27 protein-coding genes and 1 pseudogene are annotated in these 23,342 nt (G+C 42.3%); 18 read left to right on the top strand and 10 right to left on the bottom strand.

The features are described 5' to 3' along the window. The first annotated feature begins 9 nt into the window (after positions 1 to 9). The 5 genes and pseudogenes from ACQ86K_RS28300 (at position 10) to ACQ86K_RS28320 (ending at position 3,920) form a co-directional block, all read left to right on the top strand. Positions 10 to 639, top strand: coding sequence for a coproporphyrinogen-III oxidase family protein (locus ACQ86K_RS28300; RefSeq protein WP_431199178.1), 630 nt, complete (start codon positions 10 to 12; stop codon positions 637 to 639). Continuing rightward, positions 632 to 1,129, top strand: coding sequence for a hypothetical protein (locus tag ACQ86K_RS28305; protein ID WP_431199179.1), 498 nt, complete (start codon positions 632 to 634; stop codon positions 1,127 to 1,129). The genes ACQ86K_RS28300 and ACQ86K_RS28305 overlap by 8 nt, the downstream gene beginning before the upstream one ends. A 100-nt stretch (positions 1,130 to 1,229) precedes the next feature. After that, entirely contained in the window at positions 1,230 to 1,775 is a 546-nt protein-coding gene (locus tag ACQ86K_RS28310; RefSeq protein ID WP_091171993.1) for a fasciclin domain-containing protein, read from the top strand. A gap of 259 nt (positions 1,776 to 2,034) precedes the next feature. Further along, positions 2,035 to 2,913 carry a cupin-like domain-containing protein gene (locus tag ACQ86K_RS28315; protein WP_091171709.1) on the top strand — a complete coding sequence of 293 codons (879 nt, stop codon included), beginning with the start codon at positions 2,035 to 2,037 and terminating at the stop codon, positions 2,911 to 2,913. A 125-nt stretch (positions 2,914 to 3,038) separates the two neighbouring features. Further along, positions 3,039 to 3,920 (top strand): annotated as a pseudogene (locus tag ACQ86K_RS28320) (cupin-like domain-containing protein). Between the two features lie 148 nt (positions 3,921 to 4,068). On the opposite strand, the gene ACQ86K_RS28325 reads toward ACQ86K_RS28320, so the two are convergent. After that, positions 4,069 to 5,043 carry a phytanoyl-CoA dioxygenase family protein gene (locus tag ACQ86K_RS28325; protein WP_091171707.1) on the bottom strand — a complete coding sequence of 325 codons (975 nt, stop codon included), beginning with the start codon at positions 5,041 to 5,043 and terminating at the stop codon, positions 4,069 to 4,071. Positions 5,044 to 5,169: 126 nt separating this feature from the next. Between ACQ86K_RS28325 and ACQ86K_RS28330 the strand changes: the two genes are divergently transcribed. Both ACQ86K_RS28330 and ACQ86K_RS28335 read left to right on the top strand, forming a co-directional pair. Beyond that, positions 5,170 to 5,691 carry a hypothetical protein gene (locus ACQ86K_RS28330; RefSeq protein ID WP_431199180.1) on the top strand — a complete coding sequence of 174 codons (522 nt, stop codon included), beginning with the start codon at positions 5,170 to 5,172 and terminating at the stop codon, positions 5,689 to 5,691. A gap of 14 nt (positions 5,692 to 5,705) precedes the next feature. Then, positions 5,706 to 6,020 (top strand): helix-turn-helix domain-containing protein, encoded by a 315-nt coding sequence (locus ACQ86K_RS28335; protein WP_431199181.1) that lies wholly within the window; start codon positions 5,706 to 5,708, stop codon positions 6,018 to 6,020. Positions 6,021 to 6,059: 39 nt separating this feature from the next. On the opposite strand, the gene ACQ86K_RS28340 is transcribed toward ACQ86K_RS28335, so the two are convergent. Together ACQ86K_RS28340 and ACQ86K_RS28345 are read right to left on the bottom strand one after the other, a co-directional pair. Next, positions 6,060 to 6,542 carry an adenylyltransferase/cytidyltransferase family protein gene (locus tag ACQ86K_RS28340; RefSeq protein ID WP_091171703.1) on the bottom strand — a complete coding sequence of 161 codons (483 nt, stop codon included), beginning with the start codon at positions 6,540 to 6,542 and terminating at the stop codon, positions 6,060 to 6,062. Positions 6,543 to 6,667: 125 nt separating this feature from the next. After that, positions 6,668 to 7,087, bottom strand: a complete 420-nt coding sequence (locus tag ACQ86K_RS28345) for a YybH family protein (RefSeq protein ID WP_091171701.1) — start codon at positions 7,085 to 7,087, stop codon at positions 6,668 to 6,670. Positions 7,088 to 7,269: 182 nt separating this feature from the next. On the opposite strand from ACQ86K_RS28345, the gene ACQ86K_RS28350 reads away from it, so the two are divergent. The 8 genes from ACQ86K_RS28350 to ACQ86K_RS28385 all read left to right on the top strand — a co-directional run bounded on the left by ACQ86K_RS28350 (position 7,270) and on the right by ACQ86K_RS28385 (position 13,915). Then, entirely contained in the window at positions 7,270 to 8,148 is an 879-nt protein-coding gene (locus ACQ86K_RS28350) for a carbohydrate kinase family protein (RefSeq protein ID WP_091171699.1), read from the top strand. Positions 8,149 to 8,336: 188 nt separating this feature from the next. Then, entirely contained in the window at positions 8,337 to 9,434 is a 1,098-nt protein-coding gene (locus ACQ86K_RS28355) for a vWA domain-containing protein (protein WP_090531322.1), read from the top strand. A gap of 118 nt (positions 9,435 to 9,552) precedes the next feature. Next, a complete protein-coding gene (locus ACQ86K_RS28360; RefSeq protein WP_091171696.1) occupies positions 9,553 to 11,058 on the top strand; it encodes a sigma 54-interacting transcriptional regulator in 1,506 nt (501 codons plus the stop codon). A 39-nt stretch (positions 11,059 to 11,097) separates the two neighbouring features. Beyond that, positions 11,098 to 11,475, top strand: coding sequence for a hypothetical protein (locus ACQ86K_RS28365; protein ID WP_431199182.1), 378 nt, complete (start codon positions 11,098 to 11,100; stop codon positions 11,473 to 11,475). Between the two features lie 8 nt (positions 11,476 to 11,483). Further along, the gene (locus tag ACQ86K_RS28370; RefSeq protein ID WP_431199183.1) at positions 11,484 to 11,882 is read left to right on the top strand and encodes a metallophosphoesterase; all 399 of its coding nucleotides are present in this window, start codon (positions 11,484 to 11,486) and stop codon (positions 11,880 to 11,882) included. Next, the gene (locus ACQ86K_RS28375; RefSeq protein ID WP_431200953.1) at positions 11,807 to 12,364 is read left to right on the top strand and encodes a metallophosphoesterase; all 558 of its coding nucleotides are present in this window, start codon (positions 11,807 to 11,809) and stop codon (positions 12,362 to 12,364) included. Before ACQ86K_RS28370 ends, ACQ86K_RS28375 begins: the two co-directional genes overlap by 76 nt. Positions 12,365 to 12,397: 33 nt before the next feature. Beyond that, on the top strand, positions 12,398 to 13,288 hold the full coding sequence (locus ACQ86K_RS28380) for a hypothetical protein (protein WP_256337491.1): 891 nt from the start codon (positions 12,398 to 12,400) through the stop codon (positions 13,286 to 13,288). 3 nt (positions 13,289 to 13,291) lie between these two features. Further along, positions 13,292 to 13,915 carry a class I SAM-dependent methyltransferase gene (locus tag ACQ86K_RS28385; protein WP_091171690.1) on the top strand — a complete coding sequence of 208 codons (624 nt, stop codon included), beginning with the start codon at positions 13,292 to 13,294 and terminating at the stop codon, positions 13,913 to 13,915. A gap of 132 nt (positions 13,916 to 14,047) precedes the next feature. Here ACQ86K_RS28385 and ACQ86K_RS28390 read toward each other — a convergent pair whose 3' ends face one another. The 3 genes from ACQ86K_RS28390 to ACQ86K_RS28400 are packed head-to-tail and all read right to left on the bottom strand — an operon-like array spanning position 14,048 to position 18,259. Continuing rightward, positions 14,048 to 14,740, bottom strand: coding sequence for a response regulator transcription factor (locus ACQ86K_RS28390; RefSeq protein ID WP_090530416.1), 693 nt, complete (start codon positions 14,738 to 14,740; stop codon positions 14,048 to 14,050). Positions 14,741 to 14,743: 3 nt separating this feature from the next. Beyond that, complete coding sequence (locus ACQ86K_RS28395; protein WP_091171688.1) at positions 14,744 to 16,390, bottom strand: sensor histidine kinase; 1,647 nt, start codon at positions 16,388 to 16,390, stop codon at positions 14,744 to 14,746. 6 nt (positions 16,391 to 16,396) lie between these two features. Next, positions 16,397 to 18,259 carry a prolyl oligopeptidase family serine peptidase gene (locus tag ACQ86K_RS28400; RefSeq protein WP_431199184.1) on the bottom strand — a complete coding sequence of 621 codons (1,863 nt, stop codon included), beginning with the start codon at positions 18,257 to 18,259 and terminating at the stop codon, positions 16,397 to 16,399. A gap of 184 nt (positions 18,260 to 18,443) precedes the next feature. Here ACQ86K_RS28400 and ACQ86K_RS28405 point away from each other — a divergent pair, with 184 nt between their 5' ends. The 3 genes from ACQ86K_RS28405 to ACQ86K_RS28415 all read left to right on the top strand — a co-directional run bounded on the left by ACQ86K_RS28405 (position 18,444) and on the right by ACQ86K_RS28415 (position 20,694). Next, positions 18,444 to 19,769, top strand: a complete 1,326-nt coding sequence (locus ACQ86K_RS28405; RefSeq protein ID WP_431199185.1) for a tetratricopeptide repeat protein — start codon at positions 18,444 to 18,446, stop codon at positions 19,767 to 19,769. Further along, positions 19,715 to 20,251 (top strand): tetratricopeptide repeat protein, encoded by a 537-nt coding sequence (locus tag ACQ86K_RS28410; protein WP_431199186.1) that lies wholly within the window; start codon positions 19,715 to 19,717, stop codon positions 20,249 to 20,251. Before ACQ86K_RS28405 ends, ACQ86K_RS28410 begins: the two co-directional genes overlap by 55 nt. Positions 20,252 to 20,391: 140 nt before the next feature. Beyond that, positions 20,392 to 20,694, top strand: a complete 303-nt coding sequence (locus tag ACQ86K_RS28415) for a DUF4286 family protein (RefSeq protein WP_090530427.1) — start codon at positions 20,392 to 20,394, stop codon at positions 20,692 to 20,694. Between the two features lie 119 nt (positions 20,695 to 20,813). Here ACQ86K_RS28415 and ACQ86K_RS28420 read toward each other — a convergent pair whose 3' ends face one another. From ACQ86K_RS28420 to ACQ86K_RS28435, 4 genes are all read right to left on the bottom strand, one after another. Then, the gene (locus tag ACQ86K_RS28420; RefSeq protein WP_091171681.1) at positions 20,814 to 21,263 is read right to left on the bottom strand and encodes a hypothetical protein; all 450 of its coding nucleotides are present in this window, start codon (positions 21,261 to 21,263) and stop codon (positions 20,814 to 20,816) included. A gap of 73 nt (positions 21,264 to 21,336) precedes the next feature. Then, positions 21,337 to 22,305, bottom strand: a complete 969-nt coding sequence (locus ACQ86K_RS28425) for a hypothetical protein (protein ID WP_091171679.1) — start codon at positions 22,303 to 22,305, stop codon at positions 21,337 to 21,339. A 28-nt stretch (positions 22,306 to 22,333) separates the two neighbouring features. After that, positions 22,334 to 22,822, bottom strand: coding sequence for a molybdopterin-dependent oxidoreductase (locus tag ACQ86K_RS28430; RefSeq protein WP_091171677.1), 489 nt, complete (start codon positions 22,820 to 22,822; stop codon positions 22,334 to 22,336). A 168-nt stretch (positions 22,823 to 22,990) separates the two neighbouring features. Continuing rightward, positions 22,991 to 23,326 (bottom strand): winged helix-turn-helix domain-containing protein, encoded by a 336-nt coding sequence (locus ACQ86K_RS28435; protein WP_091171675.1) that lies wholly within the window; start codon positions 23,324 to 23,326, stop codon positions 22,991 to 22,993. Positions 23,327 to 23,342 lie beyond the last annotated feature (16 nt).

Below are 23,342 nucleotides of genomic sequence, written 5' to 3' on the forward strand. Positions count from 1 at the left end.
CTTAAAAGCATGGCAGGCATTTACATACATATCCCTTTTTGCAAGCAGGCTTGCCATTATTGCGATTTCCATTTTAGCACATCGTTAAAGTACAAAGATGAAATGCTGCATGCTTTGATCAGTGAGATCAAGCTGCAAAAAGGTTACCTCAACGGTGAAACCATCGAAACTATTTATTTCGGTGGCGGCACCCCTTCTGTTTTGGATGGCGACGAAATCAGCAGGATCATTAACACGCTAACCGAACTCCACACCGTATCTTCCGTGGCCGAAATAACCCTGGAGGCCAACCCCGATGATCTGAAACCCGACAAACTCAAAGCCCTTAAACAAACACCGGTTAACCGCTTCAGCATAGGGATCCAGTCGTTTTTTGACGAGGACCTGGTTTGGATGAACCGTGTACACCGCGGCCAGGAAGCAGAATCATCAGTAAAACGCGCCCAGGACGCCGGATTTGAAAATATTACGGTCGACCTCATTTACGGTTATCCTATGCTTAGCGATACCAAATGGAAGCAAAACCTTGATAAGGTATTTGAGCTTAATGTTCCGCATGTGTCTACTTATTCGATGACGGTTGAACCTCAAACTGCACTTGCAGCCTTTATCAGCAAAAAAACAGCCCCCCATGAATGAGCAACAAAGCGCAGAGCAATTTATAGTGCTGATGGATGCCATGCAGGCACATGGGTTTGAACATTACGAAATCTCCAACTTTTGCAAGCCCGGTCAATACTCCCGTCATAATTCAAATTACTGGAAAGGGGTAAAATATTTAGGAATTGGCCCCTCGGCGCATTCTTATAACGGCGATACACGGCAGTGGAACATCGCTAACAACGCGAAATATATGCAGGCGCTTGAAACCGGAAAACTACAGGCCGAAACCGAGGAGCTAACCGAAGAGAACCGCCTGAACGAATATATCATGACCTCATTACGCACAATCTGGGGCCTTGAACTGGTTAAGCTCAACCAGATAGCCAAAGGCGCATCAGCCGAATTACTCAAAGCTGCCGCCGAATATTTCGATAGGGAATGGATCATACAAAAAGATAATGTTATTTATCTTAGCGCAACAGGTAAACTGTATGCCGATCATATTGCAGTCGGATTATTTTTCTAAACCTTTGAGGTTTTTTACAGTCAGTACTTTGTTACAAAGCAAAATGGTTTTAAAAACTGTTTATATTTATCAAATCGCAATGTTTTATATGCCTGCAATTATGAAAAAAGTACTCATTATCGCCCTATCGTTTATAGCTATTACCATAGCCCCAAAAGCTTTCGCCCAAAAAACTGTAGGCGGTACCGTCATGTCGCCCGCTAAAAATATCGTACAAAACGCATCCGGCTCAAAAGACCATACCACGCTGGTAAACGCCATTAAATCTGCTGGTTTGGCGCCTACCCTATCAGCGGCCGGGCCGTATACTGTTTTTGCACCTACTAATGAAGCTTTTGCCCAGCTTCCTGCAGGCACGGTTGACAACCTGATGAAACCCGCAAGCAAGGCCAATCTTATTAAACTGCTTACTTATCATGTGGTGCCCGGCAAATTAACCTCGGCCGAGCTGTTAACCAAAGTAAAAGAGGGCAAAGGTAAACTGGAGCTTAACACACTGAGCGGCGGCACGCTTACTGTGATGTCGCAGGGTGCAAAACTTTACCTTGTTGACGAAAAAGGGGGCAAATCATTCATCACCATAGCCGATGTTGCACAAAGCAACGGCGTTATCCAGGTAGTTAATTCAGTTTTGAAACCTAATTAAGTTAGTTGCAGTTTGTAATGGCAGAAGCAGTTGGCAGCGGCAGTTGTACAAGCGGTACACTGATTAGAGAAAGATAGGCAAAATATACTCTTTTTATTACACTCCATGAAACTGCACCGGCAACTTCCTACTGCCACTGCAGTTACGTATTGCCACTGCAACTTTATACTGCAACTGTCAACACAATTTCAAAATCGGCACAAATCGTTTACATATTATTTACAAAGAATTAATTTTGCTCGTTAATTAATTTGTGAAAATGAGTATAACGCTTACACCTATTGATAGTGTAGACAATATAAGCAAGGAGGATTTTGTTAACAATTACTTAAATCCGCGTAAACCGCTTATTATCCGCAAAGCCACTGAAAGCTGGCCCGCACTGCAAAAATGGACTTTTGAATACTTGAAAGAGGTAGTTGGAGATAAAACCGTTCCGCTTTATAACAGCTCAAAGGCCGATCCTTCCAAAGCTATCAATGCATCTGCAACTGAAATGAAGTTTGGCGATTATATCGATCTCATTCAAAAACAACCCACTGATTTAAGAATTTTCCTCTTCGACCCAATTAAACATGCCCCAAAACTGCTGGAAGATTATCGTTCGCCATCTGATTTAATGGGTGGTTTCCTGGATAAATACCCCAATATGTTTTTCGGCGGCGCCGGTTCTGTAACATTTTTACATTACGACATCGATCTTGCGCACATTTTCCATACACATTTTAATGGCCGCAAACATGTAATGCTGTTTGATCAGAAATGGACCGACCGTCTGTACTGCATCCCCTTTGCTACCTATGCTTTGGAAGATTATGATATTGAAAACCCCGATTTCACCAAATTTCCGGCACTTGACGGCATTGAAGGACAAGAGGCCATTTTAGAGCACGGCGATACCCTGTTTATGCCAACCGGGTACTGGCACTGGATGAAATACCTCACCGGTTCATTTTCGATATCGTTACGCGCCTGGGATAAATCATGGGCCATTAAAGCCAAAAGCTTGTATAACTTAACAGTGCAGCGCAAGTTTGACAACCTGATGAAAGCTCGCTTTAAAAAGGATTATATGGACTGGAAGGAGAGCCTGGCTATCAAACGCGCTAACAATGCCCTTGTATCAGGCAGGCCATAATATTAAGATATATTTATACTACTTTGGGGTTTATTTCGTTATTTTGAATGCTTTTAAACGAGTAAGAAACAATATTGTAACTTTATTTTAAAATAAGCGTAATCCCCCTAAAGTAATAAACTATTATGTGCTTCATTCTTAACCCGATCGATACGGTTGAAAATATTTCTCCCGAAGACTTCAAGAAGAATTATTTAGACCCTCGTCGCCCGCTGGTTATCAAAGGGCTTACCAAAAGCTGGCCTGCCCGCGAAAAATGGACACCCGAATATTTAAAGCAGGTTGTTGGCAATAAAGTAGTGCCATTGTACGATAATTCAAAGGCCGATCCTTCAAAACCCATCAATCTCGTCGGCAACTGAAATGCCCTTTGATGAATATATCGACCTTATCCGCAGTAAACCAACCGAGTTAAGGATTTTTTCTTTAACATATTTAAGCAAGCGCCACAACTTTTGGATGATATCATATTACCTAAGGACCTGATGGGGGGCTTTTTGGAAAGCATGCCCGCCATGTTTTTCGGCGGTTCAAACTCGGTTACTTTTTTACATTACGATATTGACCTTCCGCATATTTTCCATACCCATTTTGGAGGGCGTAAGCATGTGATCCTATTTGAAAACAAGTGGAAGCGCCGCCTGTACTGTATCCCCAATGCCACGTATGCACTGGAGGATTATGATGTACTAAATCCTGATGTCAAAAAATTCCCGGCGCTTGACGGTGTAGAAGGTATTGAAGTTTTCCTTGAACATGGCGATACCCTGTTTATGCCAACCGGCTACTGGCACTGGATGAAATATGTGGATGGTTCATACTCACTCAGCCTTCGCGCATGGGATGCCAGCATAAGCCGTAAAGCGGCAAGCCTATACAACCTGGCCGTTAAAGGTGGTGTTGATAGCGCTCTAAAAATGATGTTCAAAGGCAAATATGCTAAATACCGCGAAGGACTGGCCGTTAAATGGGCTAATAGAGAGCTTGCCGCAGGGAAACCTTTTTAAAGTCGAAAGTCTTACGTTTTTAGTCTTAAGGCATGATATTGAGTAGCGATGGATTTGTCCATCGCTATTTTGTTTTATACCCACGACCGTGTCTTCACAACCAGCTTGTTTATCAAATGCTCCCGAAAACGTGTATATGAGATACAATCTACCAACGCTCCAAGCCCAAAAGTTTTTTACCCAGATCGCTAAGCTCAGCTACCGGATTTTGCTTTTCCCGTTCCAGCGGATCGCCCGGAAAAGCGTAGCCCTGCATGGCTTCGCGGCTTTGCCAACTGTTAATGCGCCATTGTCTTAGCTCTTCATTGTCTTCCTGGGCGGGCATCATGGATATATACTGCGCTATACGCACTTTATCTGCACTGGTATTAGGTCTTATGCCATGCGGCTGCAAACTGTTAAATATCAGCAGATCACCTGCTTCCAGTTTCACTTTCACAGTCTCAAAACCGGTGGTATCAGGTTTATAATGATCCCTATCTTCGGGTTGGGTTAATTTCCAGGTATCGTATGTACGGTATAGTTCCGGGATACATTGAAAACCACCCATGTTTTCATCAGTCTGATCGGCAAGGGCCAGTACGCCCTGCACATTTTGAGGTTTGGTTTCCGGGTCATAATCCCAGTGAATAAAACCTTTATATTCAAAGCCCGGCCTTAGCGGAAAATTCAGATTGGCCCGGTCAATAGTTACCCATAGCTTTTCGGTGCCCCAGATATCTGAAAAAGCGGCATGTACTTTAGGATGTTGCCGGTTATCCCACATAAACTGCTGATTATAAATTTCAACCATACCCGTATTATTCAGCTCGCTCATTTGCATTTGCGCGTTGGGCTTTTTATACCAGGTGCTGATATCATTAGCATCCTTATCTTCATATTGCCACAGATAATTAGCTAATTTTTCAACTTGCACTTTAGGCACTGCATTTTTGATGATCACGTAACCGTTCTCTATCCAAAATTGCCAATCGGCCTCGCTAAGCACTTTCAGCGGTTCATTGTTTTTACGTTCATTCAGGCGGATCTGGCTTGATTTAGCGGTTGACGGATTACCGGGGATCTCTTTATGTGCATTAGCCGGCGTGGTTGCCACGGTCATGGCTGCGTTTTCGGTCTTCATTTTCTTTTTGATTTATAACTCAAATTTAGGTTGGCATGACAGATGGATTATCCTGTACAATGACCAAAATTTGCTCTACATTGATCATTTTATTTATCTTTACTAAAACCTTATGCTCAATATAGCATGGATAAGATACAGTTAGAGAAGATTAATTTTGAACCTGGCAAATCGTTCAAACTCTTTTCGCCCCGGCTTCGCAACACTTTTCTGTGGCATTATCACCCCGAATACGAATTGGTTTATGTTGAGGCCGATGCTGGGATCAGGCACGTCGGTTCACATATTTCCGGTTACACCCAGCATGACCTGGTGCTTATTGGCAGTAACCTTCCCCACCTTAACTTTGATTACCGGCTGCGGAGCGAATACCATCAGATAGTGGTGCAGCTAAAAGAAGATTTCATGGGAACGGCAATAGGCACCGCTCCCGAATTTTCGACCATCGGGCAGCTTTTTAAAAAGGCCGCCAACGGTATTGCTTTTTATGGAGATACCAGGACTACGGTAGTGCGAAAACTGAAACTTTTACCGGGGATGGATTCTTTTCAGCAATTAATGGGATTAATGGAGATCTTTAACATACTGGCTAGTTCAAAAGAATTTACGATTTTAAACAACGACGAGCCGAACCTGCAGTTTTTTTAAAAGATAAGATCAGGATGGGGGCTATTTATGAATATATCGGCAGTAATTACAATCTTAAACCCGATGTAAATGTAGTGGCGGCTAAAGTGAACTTTACTACAGCGGCTTTTTGCCGCTATTTTAAAAAACAAACTAAAATGACTTTCACCGATTTCGTGAACCAATACCGTGTTGATGTAGCCAAAAACCTGCTCATGCAGGATAAAAACGTTACTGAAACCTGTTACGCTGTGGGATTTGAAAGCTTATCATATTTTAATAAACTCTTTAATAAGATAGTTGGAAAGAATCCCTCCGATTTTAAGCGGAACTGGTTTGCTAAGGATTGATCGGGAATAACGCCTGTAAAATATTGCCACCAGAATTATTCAGCCTGATTTTTTATAGTAATCCTTAACCGCATCAGGCAAAAGATGCAGGTATAAGTCAGGCTCTTCCCTGATGTTTGCCGCTGGTACCGGTACAATTTTACAGGGTTCTTCATAAATAACGCTTTCACAATCCAGGAACCGCCCCATATAAGCGCCATAGGCCTCGGAAGCAAATATCACATTAATAGGCGGCAGCTTCTTTTTAAGATAGCTGGCCCAAAGTCTCGACATATTTTCTATCGAGTCGCCCGCACCCGGCAGCATAGCTTCATCGTAGCTTAATAATACAGGCTTAACCTTGTCATTACCTGCGTAAGTTTTTTCGAGCCAGTCAAGCCTGATATTTCCATCAATGGGCTCATCATCGCTGGCACCAATAACCACTACAAGCTCATCACAATGGTGAAGCGCGTAACCAATCAAAGCCATATGCCCAATATGGAGCGGCAAAAACTTCCCAATTACTAAACCTCTTTTCATGCAGTAGTATTTTTGCGATCCGGTATCTTTATAAATTCCGCTCTTAAGAGAGGAATCGCTAATTCCCACGCTTCCAAATCCCCGTATTTATCCACTTAACCTTTTATCTCCAACCCTGATCTCTTTTACGAGGTGTGGTCACAAACTATCTTCCACTCACCCTTAATTTTCCTAAACCATAGCGTAAAATAGCCGCCTGGTGTATCTTTTTCACGGGTTAGTTTCCATCCTCCCAAAACAAAAGCATTGGTTGCATCCAATACCTTTAGCTGTATGATCTTAAAGCTAAGCTGCCCCATGGCAGCCTTATCGGGATAGGTTTGTTTGTAATGATCAAGTGTTGTTTGCCAGCCGTAAGCGGGTGCCGTTTTTCCTACAAAAACCAACGAGTCTGATTTCCAGTAAGTTTGCATAAACGCTTCAATATCGCCCCGGTTCCAGGCCTCCTCCTGTGTGTGCATTACTTTCAAAATAGCTTGCCTGTTCTGCGCAAAGCAGCATGTGGCAGCAAGCATAAACACAAAACCCAGCAATATTATTTTCATATAATAAAGGTATACAATTTTCTGATTCACGATTTGTCTGATTAATCGATTACCTGTTGTTATATCGGCAAAGTAAATCCTTTAATCCTAAAAATGACTAAAATCATGGTTCAAACGAAAAATAAAATCCAACTTAATACAGTATATTTGGTTTTCATCGGCAGCAAAAAAACAAATTAACTATGGAAAATCAGGTATTAAGCTTCGGCGAAGTTTTATGGGATGCTTTTGGCGACGGAAAAAAGGCTGGTGGCGCACCCATGAACGTAGCCCGGCATCTGGTACAGCAAGGTGTAAAAACAGCGTTTGCGAGCTCTGTGGGTATGGATAACTCGGGCGATGCACTGATAGGCTTTTTAAAAAGCAATGACCTGTATTCGGACCTGATTCAGCAGGACGATGAATTTCCAACCTGTGAAGTTACCGTACAGCTTGATGAAACCAACACCGCTACTTATATTATTCCCCAACCCGTTTCATGGGATAACATACAACCATCGGCTGCACTCACTAAAGCAGCCCAGGCAGCCAGGGCCATTGTGTTTGGCAGTTTGGCTTGCCGTACCGCTACTACCCGCGAAACCTTATTAAACCTGCTTGATGAAACCCCGGCGCTAAAAATATTTGATGTAAATCTTCGCCCGCCGCATTACACCCTGTCAACTATTGAAACATTGGTAGCCCGGGCCGACGTAGTAAAAATGAACGAGGAAGAAGCCAACCTGCTCATCGGTGGAAGTAGTGCTTCCCTGCACGATCAAATTGGCGAGTTCCGTTCCAAATATCATAGCCAAACCATTTGCGTAACCCGCGGTGAGCATGGTGCACTGGTATGGCACGACCATGAATTTTATGATAGTCCCGGCTGCCCTGTAAAAGTTGCCGACACGGTAGGCGCCGGCGATGCCTTCCTGGCAACATTTGTATCCGGCCTCCTTTCGGGAAAACCCATGCAGCAGGTGGTAGATAAAGCGTGCTCCGTTGGCTCATACGTAGCCAGCCAGCGAGGCGCTAACCCGGTATACCCGCCTGAGCTCCTGAATAGTTTGGCTTACATTTAGGAATTCGGATTTCGAATGTTCGATTTTGGATTTATTTTTGGAGATAGAAAATGACTTTTTAATCCGAAATCCCAATTCCGAAATCAAAAATCTAATTGTCATACTTAACTAACAATTTATTTTATCACTTCCGCAGCGAAACTTTTCCTAAAAATATTCCGTTCCTTTATGTACAGAAAGGACAAAATATGCGCGGTTTTGGATTTTCCAAATTTAAGCCCAACCAAATCCCTAAAGGCGGATTTGACGAATTGTTAAAATTATTCCTCGAGTTGCTCAACTATACATCGGGCGATGCAGGCGAAGCTTTAGCCTGGCTTAACGAACTCGATAAACAATATAACCTTACCAACGATGATTATGGCATGGGCGATTTCATCGATGAACTAAAGCAAAAGGGTTATCTCGACGAAAATAATGAGAATGGCGAGTTCCGAATTACGGCAAAAACTGAGCAAAGCATCAGGCAATCTGCTCTGGAAGAGATCTTCGGCAAGCTAAAAAAATCAGGCAAAGGCAACCACCGCTCGCCGCAATCAGGCCAGGGCGATGAAAAAAATGCCGAACGCCGCGAGTTTGAGTTTGGCGACAGCCTTGATCAGATAGACATGACCCAGTCTATCCACAACGCCCAGGTTAATCACGGTATAGGCGATTTCATGATGACCGAACGCGATCTTGAAGTAGAGGAAATGGACTACAAAACCCTTACTTCAACTGTGCTCATGATCGATATTTCGCACTCCATGATCCTTTATGGCGAAGACAGGATCACTCCGGCCAAAAAAGTAGCTATGGCCCTTGCCGAACTGATCCGCACCAAATATCCTAAGGACACGTTGGATATTGTTGTTTTTGGGAACGATGCATGGCCAATAACCTTGCAGGATTTACCTTACTTGCAGGTTGGCCCATATCATACCAATACCTATGCAGGTTTAGAACTGGCTACCGATCTGCTCCGACGCCGTAAAACGCACAATAAGCAGATTTTCATGATTACGGATGGTAAGCCAACCTGCTTAAAGGAAGGCACCAGGTATTATAAAAACAGCATTGGTTTGGACAGGAAAGTGGTTAACAAAACCCTTAACATGGCTGCCCAATGTAAGCGCTTAAAAATACCTATTACCACATTTATGATAGCTAAAGACCCTTATTTGCAGCAGTTTGTTCGTAAATTCACAGAAACAAACGGAGGCAAAGCCTTTTACAGTTCCCTGAACGGTCTTGGTGAGTACATTTTTGAGGATTATATCAGAAACAGAAGAAGGACTGTTAGGTAGAGATTAGTGGTTGGAGATTAGAGGTTAGTTAAATCGGTGAAATCACAAATAATCTGTGGAATCCCCAAAACAAAAAATCGGTGAAATCAATCTTCATCGGTGAAATCATAACAAACGAATGAGTAAATTATTAGATATAAAAACCCTCGGCCAGTTAAAGCAAACAGGCTACAAAAGCCGTTCGGTTAAAGACGAATTACGTGCTAACCTTATTGAACAGCTTAAAAAGCGCGAAGGCGGCTTTGAGGGCATCATCGGATTTGAAGATACTGTTATCCCCGATCTGCAAACTGCTATCCTGTCACGTCACAATATTTTACTGTTAGGCTTACGCGGCCAGGCAAAAACCCGTATTGCCCGGTTGTTGGTTAACCTGCTTGATGAGTATATACCATATATTGAAGGGTCAGAATTATTTGATGACCCTTACAACCCCATATCGTGGTTTGGTCATAGCATCATAACCGAAAAAGGAGATGATACCCCCATCGGCTGGATCCACCGCTCTGAGCGTTATACCGAAAAGTTGGCCACCCCTGACGTTACCGTAGCCGATTTAATTGGTGATGTTGATCCAATCAAAGCTGCCACCTTAAAATTAACCTATTCGGACGAGCGTGTAATCCACTTCGGCTTGATCCCACGTGCACACCGCGGCATTTTCGTGATCAATGAGCTGCCCGACCTGCAGGCCCGGATCCAGGTATCGCTGTTCAACATACTGCAGGAAAAAGATATCCAGATCCGTGGTTTTAAATTACGCTTGCCACTGGATATCCAGTTTGTGTTTACCGCCAACCCTGAAGATTATACCAACCGTGGTTCGATAGTAACACCGCTTAAAGACCGCATTGAGAGCCAGATTTTAACACATTACCCGCGTTCGGTTGAGATTTCACGCAAGATCACGCAACAGGAAGCGTCCCTCACCGATGATCAGCGTATCGCTATTGAGGCTGATGGTTTGGTTAAAAACCTGGTGGAACAGATTGCTTTTGAAGCCCGTAACTCTGAGTATATCGACAAAAAATCGGGTGTATCGGCGCGTTTAACCATTTCGGCCTATGAAAACCTGATCAGTAATGCCGAACGCCGGATGATCATCAACCACGAAAAAACTACCTTTGTACGTATTACCGACTTTTTAGGTGTGATCCCTGCCATCACCGGTAAAATTGAGCTGGTTTATGAGGGTGAACTGGAGGGACCAGGCAAAGTGGCCAATATCCTGATAGGCAAAGCCATCAGAAGCTTACTGCTATCGTTTTTCCCTGACCCGGAAAAGGCTAAGAAAGCCAAAGCCCCTAACCCATATGCAGCTATCATTAACTGGTTTGGCGATGGCAACAATGTAGCTTTGGTTGATGATATGCCCATGCAGGAATACAAAAAAGCATTGGAAGAGGTTGCCGGATTGAAAGACCTTGTAAAAAAGATCCACCCGCGTTTGGGCGAGAGCCAGCAATTGCTGCTGATGGAATTTGTACTTCACGGCCTGTCGGAATTTTCACAATTGAACAAAGGTTTCCTGGATAATGGCTTCGCGTTTTCGGATATGTTTAACAGTTTATTTAACTTGCAGCCCGATGACGATGACCTTGATATTGACGACGACCGATACTAAAATATATGGCGCTATATGATTTTTAAAGCGCTAAGCATATTGTTCTGGATCATAATTGAGCTGCTGGCCGACCGGTATGTTTTATATGGCATCCGTGGCGCGTTCAAAAAATGGCGATTGCTTCAATCAAAAGCATTCGCCATTTTTTATTGGGGCTTTTCGGCCTTGTGTGTGGCCGCGCTTTTAACTGCCGGTTATATTACCATAGCAGGTACGGGTGTACGCGCAGCCTGTTTGCTGGTAACATTTATCCTGCTCATCTGTAAATTTACCTTTATACCATTCATTTTTGCCGATGATATCAGGCGAAAAATTGCGTTGAAAAGGAAAAAACTGATACCTCAATTACTCTCCCAACTGCGCCTGCCGCTGCTACTAATATTAATGATGCCATTCCCCGTTCCGAGTTTCTTTTAAAAGCAGGCTTGCTTGCCGCAACCGTTCCCCTGGCCGCTATAAAAAAGGCCATGCCCAAAGGTTCATATGATTATCATGTACTGTATCAAACTATGTATCTGCCTAATCTGCCAAAGGCCTTTGATGGCTTAAGGATCGGGCAGATCTCGGATATTCATTCAGGCAGCTTTTATAATAAAAAAGCGGTGCGCGGGGGTGTTGAAATGCTTCTGAAAGAAAAACCTGACCTGATATTTTTTACCGGCGATCTGGTTAACGATGAAGCATCGGAAATGACCAGCTACCAGGACATTTTCACTAAAGTAAAAGCCCCCTTGGTGTTTTTTCAACCCTGGGTAACCATGATTATGGTGACTATGGCGACTGGAACTCCCCGGCAGATAAAAAGAAAAATCATGATGACCTGATAACCACCCATAAAAACATGGGCTGGAACCTGCTCAGGAACGAAAATCGTCGTCTAAAAATCAACGGAGAAGAAATAGGGATCTTAGGTATTGAAAACTGGAGCGAATACAGCCGCTTCCCCAAATACGGGCGCATGGACCTGGCCGTAAAAAACACCGATGACCTGCCGGTAAAGCTCCTGCTCTCGCATGATCCATCGCATTGGCGGGCCGAGGTATTACCTAAATACCCACAAATTGATGCTATGTTTGCCGGGCATACCCATGGCATGCAATTTGGCGTACGTACCCCGCATTTTCAATATAGCCCTATAAAATATGTTTATAATGAATGGGCTGGTCATTACCAGGAAAACAAACAACAATTATATGTAAATGTAGGTTTTGGTTTTGTTGGTTTAACCGGCAGGGTTGGAATATTGCCGGAGATTACGATATTTACATTAAAAGCAGGCCGCGATCCCTCATTACCAATTTCCTAAAAGATCCAGGCAGAAGCTGCTATCCTTTTACCGATGAAGAAATTACTACAATCTGTATTAGATTTTCTGCTCTTCAGTAATATTTTCATGTCGCTTTGTGCTGTAGCACAGGCTTTACTTACATTTCATTTAATAGGATCAAAACCTGTATTCCCTGTGTTAGGCCTGTTATTTACATCAACCCTGGGCATTTACAATTTTTGTATCCTCATCACCCGTCCAACTAAACCACAACGGTCGCCTTATAAAAGGGTACGCTGGTTTTTTGCACATTATCGGCTTATGGTAACATTTACCATCGTGTCGCTACTATCGTTGGTCCCGCTTTTCTTTATCATCACTACCGAATCAAAGATCCTGCTCATATTTCTCAGTGTTTTATCATTTGGCTACGGTTTACCCTTGTTTAGTGTAGGCGATCATAAATTTGGTTTAAGAAATATCCCCGGTTTAAAACCGTTTTTAATAACCCTAGTATGGACAATGAGCTGTGTACTGTTCCCGGTATTGGAATCAATGCATAATCACCTAACCGATATCAGCATGCGCGATACTACTATACTCATAGCCAAACGCTTTTTATTTATAGGTGCGCTTACAATACCTTTCGATATCAGGGACCTTTTCGACGACCGTAAAGTGGGCCTTAAGACCATCCCGGTAGTTTGGGGTGAAAAAAGTGCTTATCTGTTTTGCCAGGTATTGCTCACTGGCTACATTGTACTTATGTTCCTGTTCAGGCAAAATGGCTTTAGCCTTGATTTCTTTGCACTCACACTTACCATGTTCCTCACCGGATGGCTCATCTTCAGATCGGCCTGGGAAAAAAACGAGTACTATTACTTTTTTTATATGGATGGGGTGCTGATTTTACAGTATGTTATTGTAGTAGCCTTTAACGCCCTCAAATACTTTTTTCGTTAAAGCATGGCGGCCAATTATAACAACTCGGCATGGTTTTATGATCGGCTTTCAAGAATAGTTTACGGCAAAGCTTTGATAAACGCGCAGGTTTATTTATTAGGCTTTATTCCACCAAAAAGTAAAATCCTCATCGCAGGTGGCGGAACAGGCTGGATATTGGAAGAACTCACCAAAATACATCCTTCGGGTTTAGATATTACCTATGTGGAAATTTCGGCTAATATGACTGAGCTCTCGCAAAAAAGGCAAACCGGCCAAAACACAGTTGCCTTTGTTAACGATGCTGTTGAAAACGTTGAACTTACTGCCGGCTTTGATGTGGTTATCACGCCCTTCCTGTTCGATAACTTTGTGGATAAAACGGTAGACAACGTTTTTAACCATTTACATAACCTGCTCAAACCAGAAGGATTGTGGCTTAACGTCGACTTTCAACTAACCGGCCAATGGTGGCAGAATGTAATGCTCAGAAGCATGTTCATTTTTTTCAGGTTGCTTTGCGGGATAGAAGCCAGCAAGCTCCCGGCTATTGAAAAGCGTTTTAGCACTGCCGGGTATAGCGTAATTGATAATAAAACCTTTTTTGGAGATTTTATTGTGGCGAGGGTGTATAGAAAATTATCTTAAACATGTCATTGCGAGGAGCGGCATGGGCTAAAGTGCCGGGGGCGACGCGGCAATCCCGTGGCCAATGCATGTTCGACCTGTATAGCTACGAGATTGCCACGCTTCGCTCGCAATGACATATTTTAATTGAAACTACTGATTATAAACAAACTTATACCCTATCCCCCTTACAGTTTGTAAGTATTGCGGCGAATCGGCATTGGTTTCAATCTTTTTACGCAGGCGAACGATGTGCATATCAAGGGTGCGGGTATTTACATCGGCGTTGTAGCCCCAAACTTCCATCATTAATTCTTCGCGGTTGATAACCTTGTTTTTGTTTTTGAGGAAATAAAGCAGGATCCTGTTTTCGAGGATAGTTAGCTCTATCTTACGGCCATCGCGGATGAGGAGGTGCGTGTTAGGCAGGTGTTCCATGTTGGCAAAACGGTACGATTCGGGTTTTTCGCTGTTAAGAGAAAACTTGATTTTGTTCTCAATCAGCGCCACCAATACGTCCATGTTATATGGTTTGGTGATATAGTCAGATACCCCAAAGTTATAGGCTTCTATCTTGTCAACATCCTGGGCTTTAGCGGTCATCATGATGATGAGTTTATCGAACCCTTTTTCGCGGATATTACCGCAAACCTCCGAGCCCGGTTTGCCGGGCAGCATCCAGTCTAACAGTACAATATCAGGCTGCTCAGCCAATATCATGGTTTCGGCTTCATTGCCATTACCGGCTTCCAGTACCTTGTACCCCTCTGATTGCAAACGCTCTGAAACCAGGAAACGCAGGTTCTCGTCATCTTCAACCAGCGCAATTTTAATTTCTTTGTTCATATCTTAATTTTCGTATGGAAGCGTAACTATAAATTCCGAACCTTCGTTAACCTTACTGTAAACGGTTATTTCGCCGTTCATAAAATTAACCAGTTCTTTACAAAATGCCAAACCCAGGCCAACGCTCCCGTTTTGATTGTATTGGTTTTCTATTCTGTAAAACTTCTTAAAAACGTTATTCAGTTCATTTTTTGGTATCCCTATCCCCTTGTCTGCAAACGAAAAAACAATATTGCGCTTTTCCTGTGAAATATTGATGAACAACTCCTTTTGCTGAGGGTGCGAATACTTGTATGCATTTTCGATAAGGTTTTGAAAAACACTCCCTAATAATACAGGATCAGTATAAAAAGTTTCAACCCTGTTGATTTTAAATTTAATATTAAAATCAGCGTACTTTATTTTAAAGGTATCAATATACCGGCTAATAAAATTCTCTATATCAATCTCTTCCTCTTTTAAAGTAATGGATTTATTTTCAATCTGCGTAAAGGAAAGCAGCTTGTTCATGAGCTCGTTGAGCTTATCAGCTTCCTCATCCAATATTTTGCCATAATGACGGCGCTGCCTTTCGGTAAGTTCGCCATCGCCACGCAAATTTGAACCGGCTATTTTGATTACGCTTACCGGTGTTTTAAACTCGTGGGTAAAGTTGTTGATAAAATCATACTGAAGCTTGAACAGTTTCATGTTCACATTCAGATTACGGTATATAAGCCAGCCTATCAGCATTAAAAACAGGGTCATTAATAATACAATAGCTCCGATAGGCATAAAGCGGCGGTTAATTTCGGCTGTTAAATAACCCTGTGCCGAACTAAAGAACAGCTTATAATCAGAAAAAGCCACTGGTAATGACACCTCGGTTATCAGTTTATCGCCCTCACTGTCAATAGGGTCATATACTACGGGTTGAATGGATACATTTTCGTACAGCTCGGGATGCGTATTTTTCACCTTGATCAGATACGGGTCGAGGTAAAAGGTCATCATGTTTTGCTTGTATGAAGCCCCTTTGCTGTTACCGAGCATTTGCATGTCACGATAAATACGTACATCCTCGCGCCTGAGAACATTGGTATAACTGATCTTGTCGGGTTTCACATCCCAAAATGCTTTAAAAAGTTCATCCTGACTTGATACTCGTGATGTATCTGAAAAGGCAATATAATTACTTAATTTAATAGCCATCTCTCTGAAATCATCTTCATTGACTGTTCTCCGTTGCTCGGCCCCGTACACCTTGTCATTAACGTGCCAATACTGATAAACCGCCTTAGCAGCTATGTTCAAATTATTTTTACGTACGGTCATCGTAGTTTTGCCGCCAATGAGGGCATCATAAAAGATAACCCGGCGCACAAAATTATAATCATGAAAAACAGAGGCCGCATATTTACCTGCCGATGCCGAATCAAGAAAACCCTGATAGGAGGTTATTTCAGGGATTTTATTCTGAAAAAACTCATAATACGGTTTAATGGTTTGTTCCAGTACCTCAACCTTTTTTGAGGAAAACTCATTTTCAACATACTTTGCGGTGAGGTTATAAGATATAAACAGGGCTACCACGAAAGTTATGGAAATGAACACCAGGAAAATGGTGATCAGCGTAAAGTTTTGCCGGTAAGCGTTTTTCTGTAATGCCATGTCGGCTTATGGTTTAACCCGCATATTCTTATCCAAAAACTTCTCTATTTCGGCATACATTTCCATACGGTTATGTTCGCTCCTGAAATATGCACGTTCATTGGGTTTTAAAAAATATTTCACATCAACGTTACGTTTACGCAGCTCGCGTACAAACTGGTTAAGCTCGCTGATATTAGCCCGCTGATCTTTGGCACCCTGGAATATGATTAAAGGTACCTTAATTTTGTCGGTATGAAAAACAGGCGATATAGCCCTCAACTGATCTGCGTCAGTTTCGGGGTTGCCAACCATTTCGTAAGTCATTTTTAAATAAGGCTTAACAAACGGCGGCGCATCCTTGATATAGGTAAAAAAGTTAATGAGGCCGTATTGTACCACCGCACAACTATATAACTCGGGATGAAAAGACACACCATAAAGCGCTGAAAAACCGCCAAAACGCCCGCCAAAAATGGCAATCTTTTTAGGGTTTGCAACTTTAGTATCAATAAGCCAGTGTACCCCATCGGTAATATCATCCTGAATTTTGCCGCCTACCTGTTTATATCCCGCACTTCGGAAGGCCTTGCCATAGCCTGTTGATCCGCGGTAATTAACCTGGAACACGGCATACCCACGATTGGCTAAAAACTGCACCTGGTCATCATATCCCCAGGTATCACGCCCCCATGGACCATCGTGCGGCATAACTACTACAGGGTAGTTTTCATTTTTATCGCCCCTTGGTAAGGTTAAATAACCATTAATCAGCAAGCCATCGCGCGCATGGTATGATATAGGTTTCATGGCGCATGATTCGGCAGGTACAAGGCTTGAGTTGATATCGCTTAGCTTGGTTAACTTACCACTGTTTTTTTCAAAAAGATAGTATGAACCGGGATTACGGTCGGTATAAGTGTTGAGGATAAATTTATTCTCAGAGCTGTCGCGGTCAACCACCCTGATCTCATTACCCTTAAGCTGTTGCTGAATGGTTTGGTACATCTGCTCAACATCAGGTGCAAGAAAATGCTTACGCGGCATTGATTCGTCCCAGCCGGTAAACTCTATCCGGTGTTTATTTTTTGAATATTCGAAACTGGTGATATCCGCTTTGCTGCAGCTAAAAATTGTCCGCTCTTCTTTACCATCTTCCGCATTAATCTCAACCAGGGCCATCTTATCGCGGTTTACGTTTGATAGCGCATAGAAATAATTTTTTATACCTGTAAATGCTATAGGTCTTACTGCATTCTTAAAATTATTTTCGATTATAGGCTTAAAGGGCTTATCCTCATCGGGGCGGAATAAGATGGTTTCGTTAACCCCGTCTGATGCCCTTTCAAGCCTGATCCTGCCGTCGGCATCTGCAAACCATTCAGTAATATTCCCCGGATTAAGCAGGTAAGTCTTCATTTCGCCGGTTTTCACATTAAGGCGATAAACGTCAAAATTGCCGGGATCTCGCTCATTGGTCTTAATAGTGATGATATCTGGCTGCTGCCGGTTACGGTTAACCAGGCCAATCCTCACATTACCGAATGATAATATAATCCGGCTTTTATTGGTAGCCACATCAAAAGCATACATTTTAACTGAATCGGTAGCGATAAGATCCTGCGAAAAAACAAGCTGGTTATTGTATGTCCAAAAATAATCACCTCTGATTGAATAGTCCTCAAATTGAGTAACCATTCGTTCCTTACCATCGGCTAATGACTGTATAAATATGTTTTGCTTATCTTTAAATGGCTTAAGGTATGATACATATTTACCATCGGGCGAAATTCGGTAAAAGCTCCTTTCGGGTGTTTTAAAAAAGTCAATAATAGGTATCTGCCTTACTTTACTCCTGTTGCAGGAAAAGAAGACGATAATGCAACTCACAATAAGAAAAAATCTGACCCGGCTCAACATAGCTACAAATACCCCATTTTATTCACGTACTCAAATTAGATAAATAAGTTCGATGTTATCAAGATGTCACTACAATTTTACCCTTATATACCGTTATATAAATAATATGGCAAACCGGCTTAAGCAATCCTATTAATTGATTATTTTTGAACAGATGAGGGCTTTATATATTGTTATTATTCTTGCTTTTTGCTTTAGCGGCAGGCTGCTTGCACAGGACAATGAACTGCTGCTGGCCAGGCAATACAATGCTAACGGCGAACCGCAAAAAGCACTCGAAATTTATCAAAAGTTATACAAGCAAAACAACGAGAACTATTACAGTGTATACATAAATACACTGCTCAACCTTAAAAAATTTGATGAAGCCGAAAGCATCACCAAAAAACTGATCCGCCGCCATCCTGATGACCACCAGTATGCTATAATGCTGGGTAATATTTATACACAGGGGGGCAATATGGCCAAAGCTGACGCTATTTATGACGACCTGATCAAAAGCCTCCCGGCCGACCAGGGTGAAATAGCTGCCCTGGCATCCCAGTTTTACCAAAGCGCTAATATTGATTATGCAATCAAAATTTTTCAGCAAGGACGGAAACTGCTTAAAAATGATAACATGTTTACTTATGAGCTTATTAACCTTTACCGTTTTAAGCGCGACAAAATATCCCTCACCGACGAATACCTGAACTTTTTACCTCAAAACCCCAATTTTATAAACCAGGCCGAAAATGCTTTTTCAAATGTATACGAGGGTAGCGCTGATTATGATATGCTTAAAACAGCTTTACTGAGACGCATTCAGAAAGATCCGCAGCAAACCATTTATGCCGATCTGCTTACCTGGCAGTACCTGCAGCAAAAGGAATTTGATCTGGCCCTTAACCAGGCACTGGCCCTGAGCCGCAGACAAAATGACGATGGTAACAGCATCTATGACCTCTGCCGTACCTTCATTGCCAATGAAGCTTATGACGAAGCCATTCGCGGATATGAATACATTATCAGCAAAGGGAAAACATCGTCACTATACATCCCCTCAAAGATTGAGTTGATCAACACCAAAAACCTGAAAGTAACATCGGGCAAATACCTGCCCGAAGATTTGCTTGGACTTGAAAAAGACTATAACGACTTGCTCACCGAATTTGGCCGTAACAGCAGTACCGCCTTTGCCATGCAGAAGCTGGCCAATCTGCAAGCTTTTAAGCTTCACAAACTTAAGGACGCCCAAAAATTATTGGAAGAAACTACCAGGTTAAATGATATCAGGCCAAACCTTTTAGCCGATTGCAAGCTTGATTTAGGCGATATTTACCTACTTAACAACCAACCCTGGGAAGCCACCCTGCTTTACAGCCAGGTTGAGAAAGATTTCCCGCTACTGCCGTCGGGCAGGATGCTTTATTCAGAAATGCTAAAATGGCTTATTATACCGGAGATTTCACCTGGGCAAAGGGACAGTTGGATGTGCTGAAAGTTGCTACATCGCAATTAATAGCAAACGATGCACTTAACCTATTGTTGCTGATCCAGGATAATCTTGCTGCCGATAGCAGCGGGGCGGCGCTTAAAGTGTACGCCCGGGCCGATTTGCAGATTTTTGCTCAAAATCCCGAAAAGGCAGTAATGATATTAGACAGTATTGGCAAAAAGTTCCCGAACAATGCTTTAGATGATGATATCATGATGTCAAAATCTCGCATCCTGATCCAGCAGAAGGATTATGCCGGAGCGGTACCTTTATTAAAGAAAATTGTCGAAGAGCACCCCGCCGATCTTTGGGCCGATGATGCCGTATTTATGTTAGGCGACATTTATGAAAACAGGTTGAACGATAAAACCACTGCCAGGAACTACTACCAAAAAATCATAACTGATTATCCCGGCAGCCTCTGGATCAACGAAGCCCGCAAACGTTTCAGAGTATTAAGGGGCGATAAACCGGATGCGTCTTAAAGTTGGTAAGTGGTTGATTAGGTTAAATGGCGAGTGGTTGTCTAAATTGCTGCTGTTCTGAATATGCCAACCAGTCACCTAATCAACTACTCACTAAATCAACCATTCACCCAATCAACTTAAATAACTAATTTTACAACATGATTGTATACAACGACACCATAATAATTGACGAAACCATTCATGACGAATGGCTTAACTATATCAAAACCATCCATATCCCGGCTATCATGGCTACCGGACATTTCAGCTCGTACCGCATCCTGACTGTTATTGATTCGCCTAACGAAGGGGTTACCTACTGTATTCAATACAATGCTGATAGCATTGAGCATTTTCAGCAGTTTTACATGAACCACCTGCACAAATTTCAGGCTACCCACCAGGAAAAATTTAACGAAAAATTTGTGATGTTCAATACCCTGATGGAAGAGGTGGAATAAACTAATTGTGCCAGCGATGCGTGGCGTTGAGGTCTCGTATCTCTGGCACACACTAACAATTTAGTTATTTATTTTCTACAACTTTTGCACCTCTGGTGCTGACCGTCCTATGGCGAGTTTTATTCTTCAAGAGCGCCAGGTATCACTAAAAGAATCAAAAATAAGGCTGCCACTGTCACAATTAGACAAATCAGACCGGCAAGCAATGCACGCCATATAGTAAAAGTTTTACCTCCGGTGGCAAAATGTTCCTTCATTTGTTCGCCCTGGAACTTTTGTACAAGTAGGAAAGTCCCCCAGGCATAAGCCAATGGAAATATAAACCTTGGAAACCGCTCTATACTTGAAGTAATAACAGCCAGGCCAATAATTGCGATCAATGCGACAACGGCAATTATCCAGGTTGTGGTTGATTTATCTTTCTCATTAAACGCTTTGTAGTTTTGAGATACCAAATACCCCGCGGCTAATGGCCCGAATATAAATGTTGCTACCCTGATTGAGTTAAGGGTGTATATTTTAGGTTTCTCTTCTTCAAGTTGCTCTACAGCCTGGCTATATGGAATCATGAAAGGTTTAAATTAATTAACGAACTAAGATAGCATTCAGCAGCAATTTATCTGTAACATTCCTGCATAATTATTATAGGCTACGTATTTCAATACTTTCACCGTTAGCTATTGCAAGCTGTTTAGTTTTGCGATTGAATACAATTTGCGCCAATTCATTTTTGTTCACGATACTTGAACGCTGCCTACCGCTATTAACCGATTCTGCTTTTTCCAAAACTTCGCCGGTATTGACATTGATGATCTTTGGATATTCAAATGTATCCCACGCCAATTCATCACTAATAGCAAATAGATTGCCGAACTCCCCATCCACTTTTACAGGTGTAGATATCTTATTAGTCCTGATATCCCAAATCGCGATATGCTTTGGGGGAAAATGATCATCGTCATCGTCAATCAATTCATCAGAAGAGCCAATAAGTACCTTGGAGTCATCTATAAAACTTGCAGTACATAGTTCCGTAGATGAGCAGTGACGTAGTTTCGAATTATCAAGAAGGATTGGATGTTTTATACACTCCTCTATATCGAAAATATAAACATCGTCTAAGGGGTGCCAATGCCACCCTTTACTCATTAAAAACTTACCCGACGGGCTTACTTCCAGCCTTGAATGAAAGAAATCGTCCGGCTTGCGCCCGGAGATATTGGTTACTATTTCACCGGTTTCAACATTTTCAAAATCGAGCTGGCAATATTCGGCTGGGCAGTGAATTAAATACGTCACTTCATTCATTGTTATAAATGCCGCCGGGTATTCGTAAACATTCGCACAATAATATGTCCGGTTAATTTCTCTTAGCAAATCACCATTTTTCAGCAATAAGCCTTTTGTACCAAGCTTTTGATAAATAAAGGCATATTCCCCTCCTACTGACGTTATAGCTCCATCAAAACTATAAGCATAAGAATATTGGTAAAGCTGCGTTTGTTTCCCATCGATATTATATTGCTGACCAGCATTTGCCCAATCGATTATATTTTCATTTAACCATGAAATGGTTTTCAGGAAACCAGCACTAATTTTTTTATGTTCCATCTAACAGAATGAATTAACAACGCAAGATTTATTTCGCAAACATCACCTTCATCCCAGTAACGTGCTTTATACAACGCGCAGGTTTCTTTTCATCCTGAACAATGATGCGGAACGGCCCATCGGCAGGGGCCAAGGGCTGGCCATCGATTTTATCAGCAAGAATGATCACGCGGTCGGTAAAACCTTTATCCAGCTCGGCAAGGGCAAAAAGTACCTGGTAGCCGTCACCGGCTTCAACTAAAAGATATTTAGCCAGGTTTTTACCATGTAAGTCGGCGCCCAGGGTAACACCTGCTTTAGTCAGTATTTCGGATACAATTACGCCCGAATAGATGTGGGCTTTTCCGTCCTTGTCCTTACGGGTAACTGTCGTTTGCTTGTATTGCTGCAACTCGGCAGGGCCAATGGTTAGTGGATTTGTTACTTCTCCGGTTATTTTTACTACGGCTTCTTTTGTTTGCGCCTGTGTTGTTAAACCGGCTATCAATAGCAGCAATATAAGGGTATATTTTTTCATGGCTTATGTCAGTTTTTTTGATTGATGCAGATCTGCAAAATGTTTATATCATATGGCGATCCCGTTATATTTTAAAAAAAATAACGCAAAAATGCAGAATAGGATCGACAAATCAATCCACCACGAATACCGTTTTTTAATTTTCAATACTAAACCCAGAAAAAACTTTTACTTTTTGCTATTACTGTCTAAAAATTGAGAGAATTTTTGCTGCAGATCTTTAAACTCCCCAATAACTTCCAACCCAAATGGTGTAAGCAAGGCTACTCCACCACCCTTTCCCCCTCTTTTTGAAATTACCAGCGGCTGCTTAAAACCATCGTTCATGTGGTTAACTAAATCCCAGGCCTGCTTGTATGACATTTTCATTTGCAGCGCGGCCTGCCTGATGGAGCCCGACGCATGGATCCGCTCAAGTAACTCGACCCTGCCATGGCCAAGTACTTTTTCCTCGTCCATTTCTATCCAGATGCGACCGTTAAGTTTAAATGAAGGGATTTCCATTAATAATTGTTAATCA

This window comes from Mucilaginibacter sp. P19 (assembly GCF_050632265.1).
Lineage (GTDB): Bacteria > Bacteroidota > Bacteroidia > Sphingobacteriales > Sphingobacteriaceae > Mucilaginibacter > Mucilaginibacter gossypii.

Excerpts from the sequence above, each read along its gene's own strand:
- ACQ86K_RS28300 (WP_431199178.1), top strand. The coding sequence starts at position 10 with ATGGCAGGCATTTACATACATATCCCTTTTTGCAAGCAGGCTTGCCAT.
- ACQ86K_RS28305 (WP_431199179.1), top strand. The coding sequence starts at position 632 with ATGAATGAGCAACAAAGCGCAGAGCAATTTATAGTGCTGATGGATGCC.
- ACQ86K_RS28310 (WP_091171993.1), top strand. The coding sequence starts at position 1,230 with ATGAAAAAAGTACTCATTATCGCCCTATCGTTTATAGCTATTACCATA.
- ACQ86K_RS28315 (WP_091171709.1), top strand. The coding sequence starts at position 2,035 with ATGAGTATAACGCTTACACCTATTGATAGTGTAGACAATATAAGCAAG.
- ACQ86K_RS28325 (WP_091171707.1), bottom strand. The coding sequence starts at position 5,043 with ATGAAGACCGAAAACGCAGCCATGACCGTGGCAACCACGCCGGCTAAT.
- ACQ86K_RS28330 (WP_431199180.1), top strand. The coding sequence starts at position 5,170 with ATGGATAAGATACAGTTAGAGAAGATTAATTTTGAACCTGGCAAATCG.
- ACQ86K_RS28335 (WP_431199181.1), top strand. The coding sequence starts at position 5,706 with ATGGGGGCTATTTATGAATATATCGGCAGTAATTACAATCTTAAACCC.
- ACQ86K_RS28340 (WP_091171703.1), bottom strand. The coding sequence starts at position 6,542 with ATGAAAAGAGGTTTAGTAATTGGGAAGTTTTTGCCGCTCCATATTGGG.
- ACQ86K_RS28345 (WP_091171701.1), bottom strand. The coding sequence starts at position 7,087 with ATGAAAATAATATTGCTGGGTTTTGTGTTTATGCTTGCTGCCACATGC.
- ACQ86K_RS28350 (WP_091171699.1), top strand. The coding sequence starts at position 7,270 with ATGGAAAATCAGGTATTAAGCTTCGGCGAAGTTTTATGGGATGCTTTT.
- ACQ86K_RS28355 (WP_090531322.1), top strand. The coding sequence starts at position 8,337 with ATGCGCGGTTTTGGATTTTCCAAATTTAAGCCCAACCAAATCCCTAAA.
- ACQ86K_RS28360 (WP_091171696.1), top strand. The coding sequence starts at position 9,553 with ATGAGTAAATTATTAGATATAAAAACCCTCGGCCAGTTAAAGCAAACA.
- ACQ86K_RS28380 (WP_256337491.1), top strand. The coding sequence starts at position 12,398 with ATGAAGAAATTACTACAATCTGTATTAGATTTTCTGCTCTTCAGTAAT.
- ACQ86K_RS28385 (WP_091171690.1), top strand. The coding sequence starts at position 13,292 with ATGGCGGCCAATTATAACAACTCGGCATGGTTTTATGATCGGCTTTCA.
- ACQ86K_RS28390 (WP_090530416.1), bottom strand. The coding sequence starts at position 14,740 with ATGAACAAAGAAATTAAAATTGCGCTGGTTGAAGATGACGAGAACCTG.
- ACQ86K_RS28395 (WP_091171688.1), bottom strand. The coding sequence starts at position 16,390 with ATGGCATTACAGAAAAACGCTTACCGGCAAAACTTTACGCTGATCACC.
- ACQ86K_RS28405 (WP_431199185.1), top strand. The coding sequence starts at position 18,444 with ATGAGGGCTTTATATATTGTTATTATTCTTGCTTTTTGCTTTAGCGGC.
- ACQ86K_RS28410 (WP_431199186.1), top strand. The coding sequence starts at position 19,715 with ATGGCTTATTATACCGGAGATTTCACCTGGGCAAAGGGACAGTTGGAT.
- ACQ86K_RS28415 (WP_090530427.1), top strand. The coding sequence starts at position 20,392 with ATGATTGTATACAACGACACCATAATAATTGACGAAACCATTCATGAC.
- ACQ86K_RS28420 (WP_091171681.1), bottom strand. The coding sequence starts at position 21,263 with ATGATTCCATATAGCCAGGCTGTAGAGCAACTTGAAGAAGAGAAACCT.
- ACQ86K_RS28425 (WP_091171679.1), bottom strand. The coding sequence starts at position 22,305 with ATGGAACATAAAAAAATTAGTGCTGGTTTCCTGAAAACCATTTCATGG.
- ACQ86K_RS28430 (WP_091171677.1), bottom strand. The coding sequence starts at position 22,822 with ATGAAAAAATATACCCTTATATTGCTGCTATTGATAGCCGGTTTAACA.
- ACQ86K_RS28435 (WP_091171675.1), bottom strand. The coding sequence starts at position 23,326 with ATGGAAATCCCTTCATTTAAACTTAACGGTCGCATCTGGATAGAAATG.